This window comes from Marinobacterium weihaiense (assembly GCF_019061305.1).
In the GTDB taxonomy this organism is placed as follows: domain Bacteria; phylum Pseudomonadota; class Gammaproteobacteria; order Pseudomonadales; family Balneatricaceae; genus Marinobacterium; species Marinobacterium weihaiense.
Map to the genome: position 1 here is coordinate 1 of NZ_JAHQZT010000039.1, position 15,539 is coordinate 15,539.

The 15,539-nt window shown below is 56.8% G+C and carries 13 protein-coding genes and 1 tRNA gene; all 14 read left to right on the forward strand.

All coding sequences use genetic code 11. From position 1 onward, the window contains the following. On the forward strand, nt 1-105 hold a 105-nt coding region (locus KTN04_RS15875), incomplete at its 5' end, for an EF-Tu C-terminal domain-related protein (protein ID WP_456085652.1). Nucleotides 106-169: 64 nt separating this feature from the next. Further along, nucleotides 170-245, forward strand: a tRNA-Trp gene (locus KTN04_RS15880). A 60-nt stretch (nt 246-305) separates the two neighbouring features. Next, nucleotides 306-674 (forward strand): preprotein translocase subunit SecE, encoded by a 369-nt coding sequence (secE, locus tag KTN04_RS15885; protein WP_217336215.1) that lies wholly within the window; start codon nt 306-308, stop codon nt 672-674. Between the two features lie 11 nt (nt 675-685). Continuing rightward, complete coding sequence (gene nusG / locus KTN04_RS15890; RefSeq protein ID WP_217336216.1) at nt 686-1,228, forward strand: transcription termination/antitermination protein NusG; 543 nt, start codon at nt 686-688, stop codon at nt 1,226-1,228. Between the two features lie 88 nt (nt 1,229-1,316). Next, nucleotides 1,317-1,751 carry a 50S ribosomal protein L11 gene (rplK, locus tag KTN04_RS15895; RefSeq protein WP_181737791.1) on the forward strand — a complete coding sequence of 145 codons (435 nt, stop codon included), beginning with the start codon at nt 1,317-1,319 and terminating at the stop codon, nt 1,749-1,751. Next, nucleotides 1,751-2,446, forward strand: coding sequence for a 50S ribosomal protein L1 (gene rplA / locus KTN04_RS15900; protein ID WP_217336217.1), 696 nt, complete (start codon nt 1,751-1,753; stop codon nt 2,444-2,446). Before rplK ends, rplA begins: the two co-directional genes overlap by 1 nt. Nucleotides 2,447-2,662: 216 nt before the next feature. Continuing rightward, nucleotides 2,663-3,157, forward strand: a complete 495-nt coding sequence (rplJ, locus tag KTN04_RS15905; protein ID WP_217336218.1) for a 50S ribosomal protein L10 — start codon at nt 2,663-2,665, stop codon at nt 3,155-3,157. A 70-nt stretch (nt 3,158-3,227) separates the two neighbouring features. Then, a complete protein-coding gene (gene rplL / locus KTN04_RS15910) occupies nt 3,228-3,596 on the forward strand; it encodes a 50S ribosomal protein L7/L12 (protein ID WP_217336219.1) in 369 nt (122 codons plus the stop codon). A 180-nt stretch (nt 3,597-3,776) separates the two neighbouring features. Further along, nucleotides 3,777-7,877 (forward strand): DNA-directed RNA polymerase subunit beta, encoded by a 4,101-nt coding sequence (gene rpoB / locus KTN04_RS15915; RefSeq protein WP_217336220.1) that lies wholly within the window; start codon nt 3,777-3,779, stop codon nt 7,875-7,877. Nucleotides 7,878-7,946: 69 nt separating this feature from the next. Further along, nucleotides 7,947-12,173 carry a DNA-directed RNA polymerase subunit beta' gene (rpoC, locus tag KTN04_RS15920; RefSeq protein ID WP_217336221.1) on the forward strand — a complete coding sequence of 1,409 codons (4,227 nt, stop codon included), beginning with the start codon at nt 7,947-7,949 and terminating at the stop codon, nt 12,171-12,173. Between the two features lie 116 nt (nt 12,174-12,289). Beyond that, nucleotides 12,290-12,664, forward strand: coding sequence for a 30S ribosomal protein S12 (gene rpsL / locus KTN04_RS15925; RefSeq protein ID WP_217336222.1), 375 nt, complete (start codon nt 12,290-12,292; stop codon nt 12,662-12,664). A gap of 154 nt (nt 12,665-12,818) precedes the next feature. Next, nucleotides 12,819-13,289, forward strand: coding sequence for a 30S ribosomal protein S7 (gene rpsG, locus KTN04_RS15930; RefSeq protein ID WP_217336223.1), 471 nt, complete (start codon nt 12,819-12,821; stop codon nt 13,287-13,289). A gap of 19 nt (nt 13,290-13,308) precedes the next feature. Further along, on the forward strand, nt 13,309-15,402 hold the full coding sequence (fusA, locus tag KTN04_RS15935) for an elongation factor G (RefSeq protein ID WP_217336224.1): 2,094 nt from the start codon (nt 13,309-13,311) through the stop codon (nt 15,400-15,402). A 33-nt stretch (nt 15,403-15,435) separates the two neighbouring features. Beyond that, the coding region (locus tag KTN04_RS15940; RefSeq protein ID WP_254262525.1) for a GTP-binding protein at nt 15,436-15,539 on the forward strand (104 nt) is incomplete at its 3' end.

A 15,539-nucleotide genomic window follows, 5' to 3' on the forward strand; every position in this document is an offset into this window, starting at 1 on the left:
GTTACCCTGATCAACCCGATCGCGATGGAAGAAGGTCTGCGCTTCGCCATCCGTGAAGGTGGTCGTACCGTCGGTGCCGGCGTGGTATCCAAGATTATCGAATAATTTTCGATAAACCTGTTGCATGCAGGTAGGGAGGTGCATATAATGTGCCTCCCTGTTACGCAACAGGCCAGTAGCTCAATTGGCAGAGCAGCGGTCTCCAAAACCGCAGGTTGGGGGTTCGAGTCCCTCCTGGCCTGCCATTCCTAATCGGGGATGGCGTCACACAAAGCGCAAGCTTTCATTAAGCCGAGGCTCCAAGCGTGAACTCTAAAGTGACTTCCGAAGGATCTAAGCTCGATGGCCTGAAGTGGGTTGTCGTTGTTGCATTGGTTGCGGCTGGTGTTGTAGGGAACTCCATTTTTGCCGATGAGTCTCTGCTCTATCGTGTTTTGGCGCTGGTTGCGTTGGCAGTGGTTGCGGGCTTTACCGCGCTGCAGACTGCAAAAGGCCAATCGTTTTTCCAGCTGTTCAAAGAAGCCAAGAATGAAATTCGTCGTGTAGTATGGCCGACGCGTCAGGAGACGCTGCAGACAACCGCGATCGTTGTTCTGGCTGTATTGCTGGTCGGGCTGGCACTCTGGGGGCTTGATTCCCTGCTGGGGTGGCTGGTGTCCGGCGCTATTGGTTAAGAGGTGTAAGCATGGACATGGACAAGAAGCGTTGGTATGTCGTGCATGCCTACTCCGGCTATGAAAAGCGCGTCATGAATACGCTGAAAGAGCGCATCGATCTGCATGGTATGCAGGATTTGTTCGGTGAAGTGCTCGTGCCGACCGAAGAGGTGGTCGAGATTCGTGACGGCAAGAAGCGCAAGTCAGAGCGCAAGTTTTATCCGGGCTATGTTCTGGTGCAGATGGTCATGAATGACGAGACTTGGCACCTGGTCAAGAATACCCCGCGGGTGATGGGCTTCATCGGAGGTACGGCAGATAAGCCGGCACCGATCACCGAAAAAGAGGCGCAGGAGATTCTTCAGCGCGTTGAAAGTGGTGTTGATAAGCCGCGTCCCAAAACCGTATTTGAACCGGGTGAGATGGTACGTGTCATCGACGGTCCCTTTGCTGACTTCAACGGCGTGGTCGAAGAGGTCAACTACGAGAAGAACCGTCTGCAGGTTGCCGTGCTCATCTTTGGTCGCTCGACACCGGTTGAGCTCGAATTTACTCAGGTCGAAAAGGCCTGAGTCTGGTAACGAAGCCGCCCTCCAGGGCGGTTTCGTTGTTGTAGAAATGGGGAGCCCGCTGGGCGTTTGAACCCAAAGGAGTAGCTTAATGGCTAAAAAAATCAACGCTTATATCAAGCTGCAGGTAAAAGCAGGTCAGGCTAACCCGAGTCCGCCCGTAGGTCCGGCACTGGGTCAGCACGGTGTTAATATCATGGAGTTCTGTAAAGCGTTCAACGCACAGACCCAGAGCCTGGAGCCGGGTCTGCCGGTGCCGGTTGTTATCACTGTATACAGCGACCGCAGCTTTACATTCATCACCAAGACTCCGCCGGCAGCGATCCTGCTGAAGAAAGCGGCAGGTCTGAAGAGCGGTTCTGCGCGTCCGAACACTGAGAAAGTGGGTACTGTTACACGTGCTCAGCTGGAAGAAATCGCCACTACCAAGCAGCCCGACCTGACTGCGTCCGATATGGATGCGGCAGTTCGCACTATCGCTGGTAGCGCTCGTTCCATGGGTCTGGTCGTAGAGGGTGATGAGTAATGGCTAAGCTGACTAAGCGCCAGAAGGCGATCCGTGAGAAGGTTGAAAGCGGCAAGCTGTACCCGGTAGCCGACGCTGTTGCGCTGCTGGGTGAGATCTCTGCAGTCAAGTTTACCGAGTCTGTTGACGTTGCGGTAAATCTGGGTGTGGATCCGCGTAAATCCGACCAGGTTGTGCGCGGTTCCAGCGTACTGCCGAACGGTACTGGTAAAGACGTGCGTGTAGCGGTATTTGCTCAGGGTGACAACGCTGAGAAAGCCAAAGCTGCAGGCGCTGACGTGGTTGGCTTTGAAGATCTGGCAGAACAGGTCAAGGCCGGTAACCTGGATTTTGACGTTGTTATCGCGACGCCCGACGCCATGCGTGTCGTGGGTCAGCTGGGTCAGATCCTGGGTCCGCGTGGCCTGATGCCGAACCCGAAAGTCGGTACCGTGACTCCGGACGTGACCACTGCCGTCAACAATGCCAAGGCTGGTCAGGTACGTTTCCGTACTGACAAAAACGGCATCATCCACTGCTCCGTGGGCAAGCTGGGCTTTGAAGCTCAGGCGGTTCAGGAGAATGTGGAAGCGCTGCTGGCTGAGCTGAAGAAGCTGAAGCCTGCCTCTGCCAAGGGCGTATACGTTAAGAAAGTGACCCTGTCCACTACCATGGGCCCGGGTCTGGCGATCGATCAGTCCTCTCTGAGCTTCTGATCGGCGCAAAGGTTTTTTGAGGGTCTTCGTGACCTGTAATACAGAGACGAAGGCCGTCAAAGACCGCAGGTGATGCTCCACCTTCGGTGGCGGCATCTTAATGGAAACACCAGCCTGCGCAGACGGTGAGATTCACGCGAATCAAAACCACCGTACTCACAAGCCCCGCAAGGGGTGGTTGGTAAACAGTCGCAAGACTAAATCCAGGAGTAAATCGTGGCATTAGGACTCGAAGACAAAAAAGCGATCGTCGCTGAAGTCCAGGAAGCTGCCAAGTCTGCTCTGTCTGCAGTTGTTGCCGATTCTCGCGGCGTCACTGTTGAGCAGATGACTACTCTGCGTAAAGAAGCCCGTGCAAACGGCGTATGGCTGAAAGTCGTACGTAACACACTGGCTCGTCGCGCGGTAGACGGCACTGACTACGCATGTCTGCAGGACAGCTTTGTAGGTCCGACCATCATCGCATTCTCCACCGAGCACCCGGGTGCCGGTGCGCGAATCCTGAAGGAATTCGCGAAAAGCAACGAGCAGTTCGAACTGAAAACTGCTGCGTTCGAAGGTGAAGTGGTTGACGTTGCAATGCTGGCAAGCCTGCCGACGTACGACGAAGCGATTGCCAAGCTGATGAGCGTTCTGAAGGAAGCTTCTGCTGGCAAGCTGGTTCGTACCATTGCGGCCATTCGCGACCAGAAAGAGCAGGAAGCCGCCTAAGACTTGTTCTTGGCCGTTTCTTGAAAGTTTTAACGAGCTATCGCTCTACCCAATTATCAGGATTTGAATCATGTCTCTGACTCACGAAGATATCATCAACGCTGTTGCTGAAATGTCCGTTAAGGACGTAGTTGCTCTGATCGAAGCAATGGAAGAAAAATTCGGCGTAACCGCTGCTGCCGCTGTTGTAGCTGGCCCGGCTGGCGACGCTGGTGCTGCTGAAGAGCAGACCGAGTTCAACGTTGTTCTGGCTGCTGCCGGCGACAAGAAAGTAAACGTCATCAAGGCTGTTCGCGGCGCGACTGGCCTGGGTCTGAAAGAAGCGAAAGAAATGGTTGACGGCGCTCCGGCAACCATCAAAGAAGGCGCTTCCAAAGAAGAAGCTGAAGAGCTGAAGAAAGCTCTGGAAGAAGCTGGCGCGACTGTTGAGCTCAAGTAATCGCGTTGATGCGCAAAAAGCAGCGTAAAACTGCTTGAAAAGCGTATGGCTGGTGGCGTAACGCCACCGGCCTTTTTCCGTTATTTATAGACAGCAAATAAATAATGGCTACACAGCCCATTCGCAGGCATGCGAACGGGACTGGCTTCTCAACCTGGGTGCAGATGCTGGGGAACACTGATGGCTTATTCATATACTGAGAAGAAACGCATTCGCAAGAATTTCGCTAAGTTGCGGCAGGTTATGGATGTGCCATACCTGTTGGCAATTCAGCTCGACTCCTACCGTCGCTTCTTGCAGGACGGCAGCGCTGGTGAAGGACGTCGTGACGAAGGCTTGCACGCTGCGTTCAATTCCGTATTTCCAATTGTCTCTTACTCTGGCAACGCCGCCCTCGAGTATGCCGGTTACCGCCTGGGCGAACCCGTATTCGACGTGAAAGAGTGTCAGCAGCGTGGCATCACCTACGCCGCACCTCTGCGCGTGAAAGTGCGCCTGGTGATCTATGACCGTGATTCGTCCACCAAAGCGGTCAAGGACATCAAGGAGCAGGAAGTCTACATGGGTGAAATGCCCCTGATGACTGAAAACGGTACCTTTGTGGTCAATGGTACCGAACGTGTAATTGTATCCCAGCTTCATCGCTCTCCGGGTGTGTTCTTCGACCACGACAAGGGTAAGACACATTCCTCCGGCAAACTGCTGTACTCCGCGCGTATCATTCCCTACCGTGGCTCTTGGCTCGACTTCGAGTTCGACCCCAAGGACAGCCTGTTCGTGCGCATCGACCGCCGCCGCAAACTGCCGGCGACCATACTGCTGCGCGCCCTGGGGTATGAAGCGGAAGAGATCCTGGAGACCTTTTTCGAGAACACCGGCTGGACGCTGGAACAGGACCGCATTTGGATGGACCTGATCCCGGAACGTCTGCGTGGCGAAACCATGTCGTTCGAGATCAAGGATCCGGAAGGCAACGTCATCGTTGAAGCCGGTCGTCGTATCACCCCGCGTCACATCCGTCAGATGGCGAAGGCGGGCATGCAGCAGCTGGACGTGCCGGCCGAATACCTGATCGGCAAGGCCCTGGCGCGCAATCTGGTTGACCCGAGCACCGGCGAGCTGATCGCCAACTGCAACGCCGAGATCACTGAAGAGCTGATCAGCAAAATGCAGGTGCTGGGCATTGATCGCATTGAGACACTGTACACCAACGATCTGGACTGCGGATCGTTCATTTCAGACACTCTGCGTATCGATCCGACCCGCAACCAGCTGGAAGCGCTGGTCGAAATCTACCGCATGATGCGTCCGGGCGAGCCGCCGACTAAAGAGTCTGCCGAAGGCCTGTTCGAGAACCTGTTCTTCTCTGACGAGCGTTATGACCTGTCGGCCGTGGGCCGCATGAAGTTCAACCGTCGTCTGGGCCGCGAAGCGGTGACCGGTTCCGGTATCCTCGACAAGGATGACATCCTCGACGTGATGCGCACCCTGATCGAGATCCGTAACGGCAAGGGTACCGTCGATGATATCGACCACTTGGGCAACCGTCGTATCCGTTCCGTGGGTGAAATGGCCGAGAACCAGTTCCGTGTTGGTCTGGTCCGTGTCGAGCGTGCCGTGCGCGAGCGTTTGTCCATGGCCGAATCCGACAACCTGATGCCGCAGGACCTGATCAACGCCAAGCCGGTGGCAGCCGCGATCAAGGAGTTCTTCGGTTCTTCTCAGTTGTCCCAGTTCATGGACCAGAACAACCCGCTGTCCGAAGTCACGCATAAGCGTCGTGTTTCTGCGCTGGGCCCGGGCGGTCTGACCCGTGAGCGTGCCGGCTTCGAAGTGCGTGACGTGCATCCGACTCACTACGGTCGTGTCTGCCCGATCGAGACCCCTGAGGGTCCGAACATCGGTCTGATCAACTCGCTGGCGGTCTTCGCGCGCACCAACGATTATGGCTTCCTGGAAACGCCGTATCGTCGCGTAGTTGATGGCCAGGTGACCGATGATATCGATTATCTGTCAGCGATCGAAGAGAACAAGTACGTCATCGCCCAGGCATCTGCGGCGATGGACGATGACGGCCGTCTGACCGACGAACTGGTTGCAGTGCGTCACCTCAACGAATTCACTGTCATGGGCCCCGAGCGTGTCCAGTATATGGACGTGTCTCCGCGTCAGGTGGTATCCGTTGCGGCGTCCCTGATTCCGTTCCTGGAGCACGATGACGCCAACCGAGCCCTGATGGGGTCCAACATGCAGCGTCAGGCCGTGCCGACCCTGCGTGCCGAGAAACCGCTGGTCGGTACCGGCATCGAGCGCAACGTGGCCCAAGACTCAGGTGTCTGCGTCGTGGCCCGTCGCGGTGGTGTTATCGAGTCTGTGGATGCGGCACGCATCGTTGTGCGTGTACACGATGATGAGGTGCACGCCGGTGACGCCGGTGTGGATATCTACAACCTGACCAAGTACGTGCGTTCCAACCAGAACACCTGTATCAATCAGCGTTCCATCGTGAACCCGGGCGATACGGTACAGCGTGGCGATGTCATGGCTGACGGTCCGTCTGTCGACCTGGGCGAGCTGGCACTGGGTCAGAACATGCGCATCGCGTTCATGCCTTGGAACGGCTACAACTTTGAGGACTCCATCCTCATCTCCGAGCGCGTGGTGCAGGAAGACCGTTTCACCACCATCCATATTCAGGAACTGACCTGTGTGGCACGTGACACCAAGCTGGGGCCGGAAGAGATCACCTCTGACATTCCCAACGTGGGCGAGTCCGCGCTGGCCAAGTTGGACGAGGCGGGCATCGTGCACATCGGTGCTGAAGTCGGCCCGGGTGATATTCTAGTCGGCAAGGTAACACCGAAGGGTGAAACCCAGCTGACGCCTGAAGAAAAGCTGCTGCGTGCGATCTTCGGTGAAAAGGCGTCCGACGTGAAGGACACCTCGCTGCGCGTGAAGACCGGCACTGTCGGCAAGGTTATCGATGTTCAGGTCTTCACCCGTGATGGCGTGCAGCGTGATGAGCGTGCGCTGTCCATCGAGAAGTCCGAGCTGGATGCGATCCGCAAAGACTTGAACGAAGAGTTCCGCATTGTCGAACAGGCTACCTTCGAACGTCTGCAGCGCAAGCTGGTGGGTCTGAGTGCCGAAGGCGGTGCCGGCCTGAAGAAGGGTGAAGAAATCACCGAAGACTTCCTGGCTGATCTGAAAAAGGCTGACTGGTTCAAGATCCGAGTGGCGGATGAAGCGGTTGCCGAAGAGCTGGAGTTGGCCCGCAAGCACCTGGAAGAGCGTCGCGAAAATCTGGACAAGCGCTTCGAAGACAAGAAGAGCAAGCTGCAGACCGGCGATGACCTGGCGCCGGGCGTGCTGAAAATTGTCAAGGTGTACGTGGCCACCAAGCGCCGCGTGCAGCCGGGTGACAAGATGGCGGGCCGTCATGGTAACAAGGGTGTTATCTCCGTGATCATGCCGGTCGAGGACATGCCGTACGACGCCAATGGCGAGCCTGTCGACATCGTACTCAACCCGCTGGGCGTACCGTCCCGTATGAACGTGGGTCAGATCCTGGAAACGCACTTCGGCATGGCGGCGACCGGCCTGGGTCGCAAGATCAATGCCCTGCTGGAACAGGAGCAGGCCAAGGCTGAGAAGGTCAAGGCGCTGCGCGATTTCCTGGGGCAGATCTACAATGATGATCATGGCGGTCTGACTGCCGGTCGTCAGGAAGATCTGGACAGCTTCAGCGATGACGAGATCCTGGAACTGGCAGCCAACCTGCGCCGTGGCGTGCCGCTGGCAACGCCGGTCTTCGATGGTGCCAAGGAGAGCGAGATCAAGGCGCTGCTGCGTCTGGCCGACCTTGACGACAGTGGTCAGGTGCGTCTGTATGACGGCCGTACCGGTGACATCTTCGACCGTCCGGTAACCGTGGGTTACATGTACATGCTGAAGTTGAACCACCTGGTCGACGACAAGATGCACGCACGTTCCACCGGCTCCTACAGCTTGGTCACCCAGCAGCCGCTGGGCGGTAAGGCGCAGTTCGGTGGTCAGCGCTTCGGTGAGATGGAGGTCTGGGCGCTGGAAGCCTACGGCGCCGCCTACACCCTGCAGGAGATGCTGACCGTGAAGTCGGACGATGTGAACGGTCGTACCAAGATGTATAAGAACATCGTCGATGGCGATCACCGTATGGAACCGGGCATGCCGGAATCGTTCAACGTGTTGATCAAGGAAATCCGCTCGCTCGGTATTGATATCGAGCTCGAGAGCGAATAAGTCCTTAATGATCACCAGGCCGGGGCTTGCGGGCCCCGGCGCAGAGAACTCCGCGAGGAGCTATAGACAATGAAAGACTTGCTGAATCTGCTGAAGTCCCAGGGACAGTCCGAAGAGTTCGACTCTATTCGTGTGTCCCTGGCGTCACCGGACATGATCCGTTCCTGGTCCTACGGCGAAGTTAAAAAGCCGGAAACCATCAACTACCGTACCTTCAAGCCGGAGCGTGACGGCCTTTTCTGTGCCAAGATCTTTGGTCCGGTGAAGGACTACGAGTGCCTGTGCGGCAAGTACAAGCGCATGAAGCACCGTGGTGTCATCTGTGAGAAGTGTGGCGTTGAAGTCACCCAGACCAAGGTGCGCCGCGAGCGCATGGCGCACATTGAACTGGCTTCGCCGGTTGCCCACATCTGGTTCCTGAAGTCATTGCCGTCCCGTATCGGCCTGATGCTGGATATGACCCTGCGCGATATCGAGCGCGTGCTCTACTTCGAATCCTTCGTGGTGATCGAGCCGGGCATGACCACGCTGGAGCGCGGCCAGCTGATGAATGACGAGCAGTACTTTGAAGCGCTGGAAGAATACGGTGATGAATTCGACGCCCGTATGGGTGCCGAGGCCGTACGTGAACTGCTGTCGTCCATCGATCTGGAAGAAGAGTGCCAGCAGCTGCGTGAAGAGCTGCCGCAGACCAACTCCGAAACCAAGATCAAGAAGCTGTCCAAGCGCCTGAAGCTGCTGGAAGCCTTCCACAAGTCTGGCAACGATCCCGCCTGGATGATCATGGAAGTGCTGCCGGTACTGCCGCCGGATCTGCGTCCGCTGGTTCCGCTGGATGGTGGCCGATTTGCGACCTCGGATCTGAACGATCTGTACCGCCGCGTGATCAACCGTAACAACCGTCTGAAGCGTCTGCTCGACCTGAACGCGCCGGACATCATCGTGCGCAACGAAAAGCGCATGTTGCAGGAGTCTGTCGATGCGCTGCTGGACAACGGCCGTCGCGGTCGTGCCATCACCGGTTCCAACAAGCGCCCGCTGAAATCCCTGGCCGACATGATCAAGGGTAAGCAGGGCCGTTTCCGTCAGAACCTGCTCGGTAAGCGTGTTGACTACTCTGGCCGTTCCGTAATCGTGGTAGGTCCGTACCTGCGTCTGCACCAGTGCGGTCTGCCCAAGAAAATGGCGCTGGAGCTGTTCAAGCCGTTCATCTTCTCCAAGCTGGAGCTGCGTGGTCACGCGACCACCATCAAGGCCGCCAAGAAGATGGTCGAGCGCGAAGAGCCGCTGGTCTGGGATATCCTCGATGAGGTGATCCGCGAACACCCGGTCCTGCTGAACCGTGCACCGACACTGCACCGTCTGGGTATCCAGGCGTTCGAGCCGGTCCTGATCGAAGGCAAGGCGATTCAGCTGCACCCGCTGGTCTGTGCCGCATACAACGCCGACTTTGACGGTGACCAGATGGCGGTCCACGTACCGCTGACCCTGGAAGCCCAGCTCGAAGCCCGTGCCCTGATGATGTCCACCAACAACATCCTGTCACCGGCCAACGGCGAGCCGATCATCGTACCGTCCCAGGACGTGGTACTGGGTCTGTACTACATGACCCGTGAGCGTGTTGCCGCCCCGGGTGAAGGCATGATCTTCTCCGACATCAAGGAAGTGCAGCGTGCGCACGGTGCTGGCCAGGTTCACCTGCAGGCGCGCATCAAGGTGCGTGTGCACGAAGTCATTCGTGACATTCAGGGCAATGTCGAGAAACGTTACGGGTTGAAGGACACCACGGTTGGTCGTGCGCTGTTGTTCGATATCGTACCGGACGGCCTGCCGTACGAGCTGGTTGATCAGGCGATGAAGAAGAAGTCCATCTCGCGCCTGCTGAACGAAGCCTATCGCCGTTGCGGCCTCAAGGACACCGTCATCTTTGCCGACCAGCTGATGTACATGGGTTTCCGTCAGGCGACTATGTCCGGCTCCTCCATTGGCGTCAACGACTTTGAGATTCCGGCCGAGAAGGTCGATATCATTGCCGAAGCCGATGCCGAAGTGAAAGAGATCGAGCGTCAGTTTGCGGATGGTCTGGTTACCCAGGGCGAGAAGTACAATAAGGTTATCGACATCTGGTCGCGTGCCAACGAGCTGCTGGCCAAGAAGATGATGGATAACCTGAAGGTCGACATCGTCACTGATGCTGAAGGCAACCAGGTGGAGCAGGAGTCATTCAACTCCGTCTACATGATGGCCGACTCCGGTGCACGAGGCAGTGCGGCCCAGATCCGTCAGCTGTCCGGTATGCGTGGTCTGATGGCTAAGCCGGATGGCTCCATCATCGAGACGCCGATCGTGGCCAACTTCCGTGAGGGTTTGAACGTACTCCAGTACTTCATCTCCACCCACGGTGCCCGTAAGGGTCTGGCGGATACCGCACTGAAGACCGCGAACTCCGGTTACCTGACGCGTCGTCTGGTTGACGTGGCGCAGGACGTGGTCATCACCGAAGAAGACTGTGGCACCGATCGTGGCGTCGTGGTGCAGCCGATGATCGAAGGCGGTGACGTAATCGTGACTCTGGGTGAGCGCGTGCTGGGCCGAGTTGTGGCCGAAGACGTACTGGATCCGAGCGAAACCGAAACGCTTATCCCGGCCGGCACCCTGATTGATGAAGCCTGGGTGCATTTGCTGGAAAACGACGAGAAGTACAGCGGCATTGATGAGATCTTGGTACGCTCCGCGATCACCTGTGAAGCCAAGATCGGCATCTGCTCCAACTGTTACGGCCGTGACCTGGGCCGCGGGCACCTGGTTAACCGCGGCGAAGCGGTCGGTGTTATCGCTGCCCAGTCCATCGGTGAGCCGGGTACCCAGCTGACCATGCGTACCTTCCACATCGGTGGTGCGGCATCACGAGCCGCAGCGGTCGACAGCATTCAGGTCAAGAACGGCGGTGAGATCCGCCTGCACAACCTGAAGTTCGTTGAGCGTACCGATGGCAACCTGGTGGCAACCTCCCGCTCCGGCGAGGTGGGTGTATCTGATGAGCACGGTCGTGAGCGCGAGCGCTACAAGCTGCCGTACGGTGCGATCATCAAGGTGCGTGATGGCTCCAAGGTTGACGCCGGTGCCGTCGTGGCTAACTGGGACCCGCATACTCACCCGATCGTGACCGAAGTGGCGGGCAAGATCGAATACGTGGGCATGGACGATGGTATCACCATCAAGCGTCAGACCGACGAACTGACCGGCCTGTCGACCATCGAGATTCTGGATGCCAAGGACCGTCCGCAGGCGGGCAAGGACATTCGTCCGATGATCAAGCTGGTGGATGCCAACGGCAACGATGTCTTCCACCCGGGTACCGAGATGCCGGCCCAGTACCTGCTGCCGGCCCGTGCGATCGTTAACCTGAACGACGGTGCGGACGTACAGATCGGTGACATCCTGGCGCGTATCCCGCAGGAAGGTTCGGTCAACAAGGACATCACCGGTGGTCTGCCGCGTGTTGCCGACTTGTTCGAAGCGCGCAAGCCGAAAGAATCCGCCGTACTGGCAGAAGTGTCCGGTACCGTGACCTTCGGCAAGGAAACCAAGGGCAAGCGTCGTATCGTGATCACGCCGAACAACGGTGGTGATCCGGTCGAGACCATGATCCAGAAGTGGCGTAACCTGAACGTGTTTGAAGGTGAAACCGTGGAGAAGGGTGAAGTTATCTCCGATGGTCCGTCCAACGCTCACGACATTCTGCGCATTCTGGGTGTGGAAGAGCTGGCCAAGTATATCGTCAGCGAGATTCAGGAGGTTTACCGCCTCCAGGGTGTAGCGATCAACGACAAGCACATTGAAGTGATCGTGCGCCAGATGCTGCGCAAGGCCGAGATTCTGGAAAACGGCGACTCCGACTTCATCCCGGGTGACCAGGTTGAATATGCGGCGATCATCGACCAGAACCAGCGCCTGGAAGCCGAAGGCAAGATCCCGGCTAAGTACGAACGTGTGCTGCTGGGTATTACTAAGGCATCGCTGGCAACCGAATCCTTCATCTCAGCGGCCTCCTTCCAGGAGACGACCCGCGTGCTGACTGAGGGTGCGGTAACCGGCAAGCAGGACTTCCTGCGCGGGTTGAAAGAAAACGTAGTTGTGGGTCGTCTGATCCCGGCCGGTACCGGCCTGGCGTACCACAGCGAACGCAAGCGTAAACGTCAAATGGCAACTGAAGGCGTGACCGTAAGTGCGGAAGACGTGCAGCAGGCACTGACCGAAGCACTGAACGCGTCCATGTCGCCAGACGCTGAGTAAATATTGCTCAATAATTGACGTGCAGGGCCGGAATTGATTAAAATTCCGGCCCTTTCGTGCTGGATATGAATCCGGCTTTTTAATGGTGCTTATAAACCAAACGTGGAGTTTGCTTAATGGCAACAATCAACCAGTTGGTACGCAAGCCGCGTAAGCGCAAGGTACAGCAGAGCGACGTTCGTGCGCTTCAGGCATGTCCGCAGCGTCGCGGTGTATGTACCCGTGTTTACACTACTACTCCGAAGAAGCCGAACTCGGCTCTGCGTAAAGTATGTCGTGTGCGTCTGACTAACGGTTACGAAGTGTCTTCCTACATTGGTGGTGAAGGTCACAACCTGCAGGAACACTCCGTGGTTCTGATCCGCGGCGGTCGTGTAAAAGACTTGCCGGGTGTGCGTTACCACACGGTTCGTGGTTCTCTGGACTGCTCCGGTGTCAACGATCGTAAACAGGGTCGTTCCAAGTACGGTACCAAGCGTCCCAAGTCCTGATCCCGTCGCTCCGACGGTGAAGCTGTTCCAGCCGGTGGCCGCTTAGGGTTCCGCAGCTGTTAAAGCAATACCGAAAGACGATAAGAGTAAGGGCGGATGTGTATACATACCGCATATTCCTGAAGACCTTAAACATTTTATAGAGGGCTTATCCATGCCAAGAAGACGCATCGCTGCGAAGCGTGAAATCCTGCCGGATCCCAAGTTCGGTAACACTACACTGGCAAAATTCATCAACCACCTGATGGTGCACGGCAAGAAGTCTGTTGCCGAGCGCATCGTGTACGGTGCGATGGAAAAAATCGAAGAGCGCACCAAGCAGGACCCGCTGGAACTGTTTGAAAAAGCACTGGAAACCGTTCAGCCGATGGTTGAAGTCAAATCCCGCCGTGTGGGTGGTGCGACTTACCAGGTGCCTGTAGAAGTACGTCCCTCTCGTCGTATGGCGCTGTCCATGCGCTGGCTTGTAGACGCGGCCCGCAAGCGTGGTGAAAAATCCATGGCTCTGCGTCTCGCCGGTGAGCTGGTTGACGCTTCTGAAGGACGTGGCGCTGCAGTCAAGAAACGTGAAGACGTGCACCGCATGGCTGAAGCCAACAAGGCTTTCGCACACTATCGCTTCTAATCTTCAGAGGAATTGAGTCGTGGCTCGAACTACACCCCTCGCGCGCTACCGTAATATCGGTATCTGCGCGCACGTTGACGCCGGCAAGACTACCACCACTGAACGTGTTCTGTTCTACACAGGCCGTAGCCACAAAATGGGTGAAACCCATGATGGTGCTTCTACGACTGACTGGATGGAGCAGGAGCAGGAGCGTGGTATCACCATCACGTCTGCCGCTGTAACCTGCTTTTGGAGCGGCATGCAGCAGCAGTTCCCGGAACACCGTGTCAACATCATCGACACCCCGGGGCACGTTGACTTCACCATCGAAGTAGAGCGTTCCCTGCGTGTACTGGACGGCGCTGTCGTGGTTCTGTGTGCCTCTTCAGGCGTACAGCCGCAGACCGAAACCGTATGGCGTCAGGCTAACAAGTACGAAGTTCCCCGTATGGTGTTCGTCAACAAGATGGACCGTGCCGGTGCCAACTTCTACATGGTTGAAGAGCAGCTGAAAAAACGCCTGGGTGCGGTCCCGGTGCCGATCAACCTGCCGATCGGTGCGGAAGACGAATTCAAGGGCGTCGTTGACCTGCTGCGCGGCAAAGCGATTCTGTGGAACGAAGACGACATGGGTATGACCTTCGAAGAAGGTGAAATCCCGGCCGACATGCAGGATACAGTCGATCAGTACTACGAACAGATGGTTGAAGCGGCTGCTGAAGCCTCTGAAGAGCTGATGGACAAGTACCTGGAAGAAGGCGAGCTGACTGTCGAAGAAATCAAGTCAGGCCTGCGTGCCCGTACACTGAACAACGAAATCATTCTGATGCAGGCTGGTTCCGCGTTTAAGAACAAGGGTGTACAGGCGGTTCTGGATGCTGTTATCGAATACCTGCCGGCGCCGACTGAAGTCAAGGCGATCGAAGGTACTCTGGATGATGCGGCTGAAACCGTTGAAACCCGTGAAGCCGACGACAATGCTCCGTTCGCGGCGCTGGCGTTCAAGATCGCAACCGACCCGTTCGTGGGTACCCTGACCTTCGTACGTGTGTACTCGGGTGTTCTGAACTCTGGCGACAGCGTATACAACTCTGTGCGCCAGAAGAAAGAGCGTATCGGTCGTATGGTACAGATGCACGCCAACAGCCGTGAAGAGATCAAGGAAGTTCGTGCCGGTGATATCGCCGCCATGATCGGCCTGAAAGACGTGACCACCGGTGACACCCTGTGCGACATGGATAACAAGATTATCCTGGAGCGTATGGAATTCCCGGATCCGGTAATCTCTGTGGCCGTTGAGCCGAAGTCCAAGGCCGACCAGGAAAAAATGGGCGTGGCACTGGGCAAACTGGCCCAGGAAGACCCGTCTTTCCGCGTTGAAACCGACGAAGAAACCGGTCAGACCATCATCTCCGGTATGGGTGAGCTGCACCTGGATATCATCGTTGACCGCATGAAGCGTGAGTTCAAGGTTGAAGCCAACATCGGCAAGCCGCAGGTGGCCTACCGCGAGAAGATCCGCAAGAACGTCGTGGCCAACCACAAGTTCGCGCGTCAGTCTGGTGGTCGTGGTCAGTACGGTCACGTTGTGATCGAGTTCACGCCGAGTGAAGAAGAAGGTCTGGAGTTCATCAACGAGATCGTGGGTGGTGCCATTCCGAAGGAATACATCCCGGCGGTTCAGAAGGGCGTTGAAGAGCAGATGAAGAACGGCGTCATCGCCGGCTACCCGCTCATCGGCCTGAAGGCGCGTCTGTATGATGGTTCCTTCCACGAAGTTGACTCCAACGAGATGGCGTTTAAAATCGCCGCATCCCAGGCTCTGAAAAAGTATGCAATGGAAGCTAGTCCTTGCCTGCTGGAGCCGATGATGCAGGTTGAAGTCGTGACCCCTGAAGAGTACATGGGTGACGTCATGGGCGACCTGAACCGTCGTCGTGGTCTGGTACAGGGCATGGAAGACAGCACTTCCGGCAAGGTGATCAACGCCGAGGTACCGCTGGGTGAGATGTTCGGTTACGCTACTGACTTGCGTTCCGCGTCTCAGGGTCGTGCGACCTATTCCATGGAGTTCAAAGGCTATGCCGAAGCTCCGCAGAATATTGCCGACGCCGTTATCAAGCAGAACTGATAAGCCAATTATTGAATCAAGAGGATTTATCTCGTGGCTAAACAATCATTCGAACGTAACAAACCGCACGTTAACGTAGGTACCATCGGCCACGTTGACCACGGTAAAACCACTCTGACCGCTGCGCTGACTCGCGT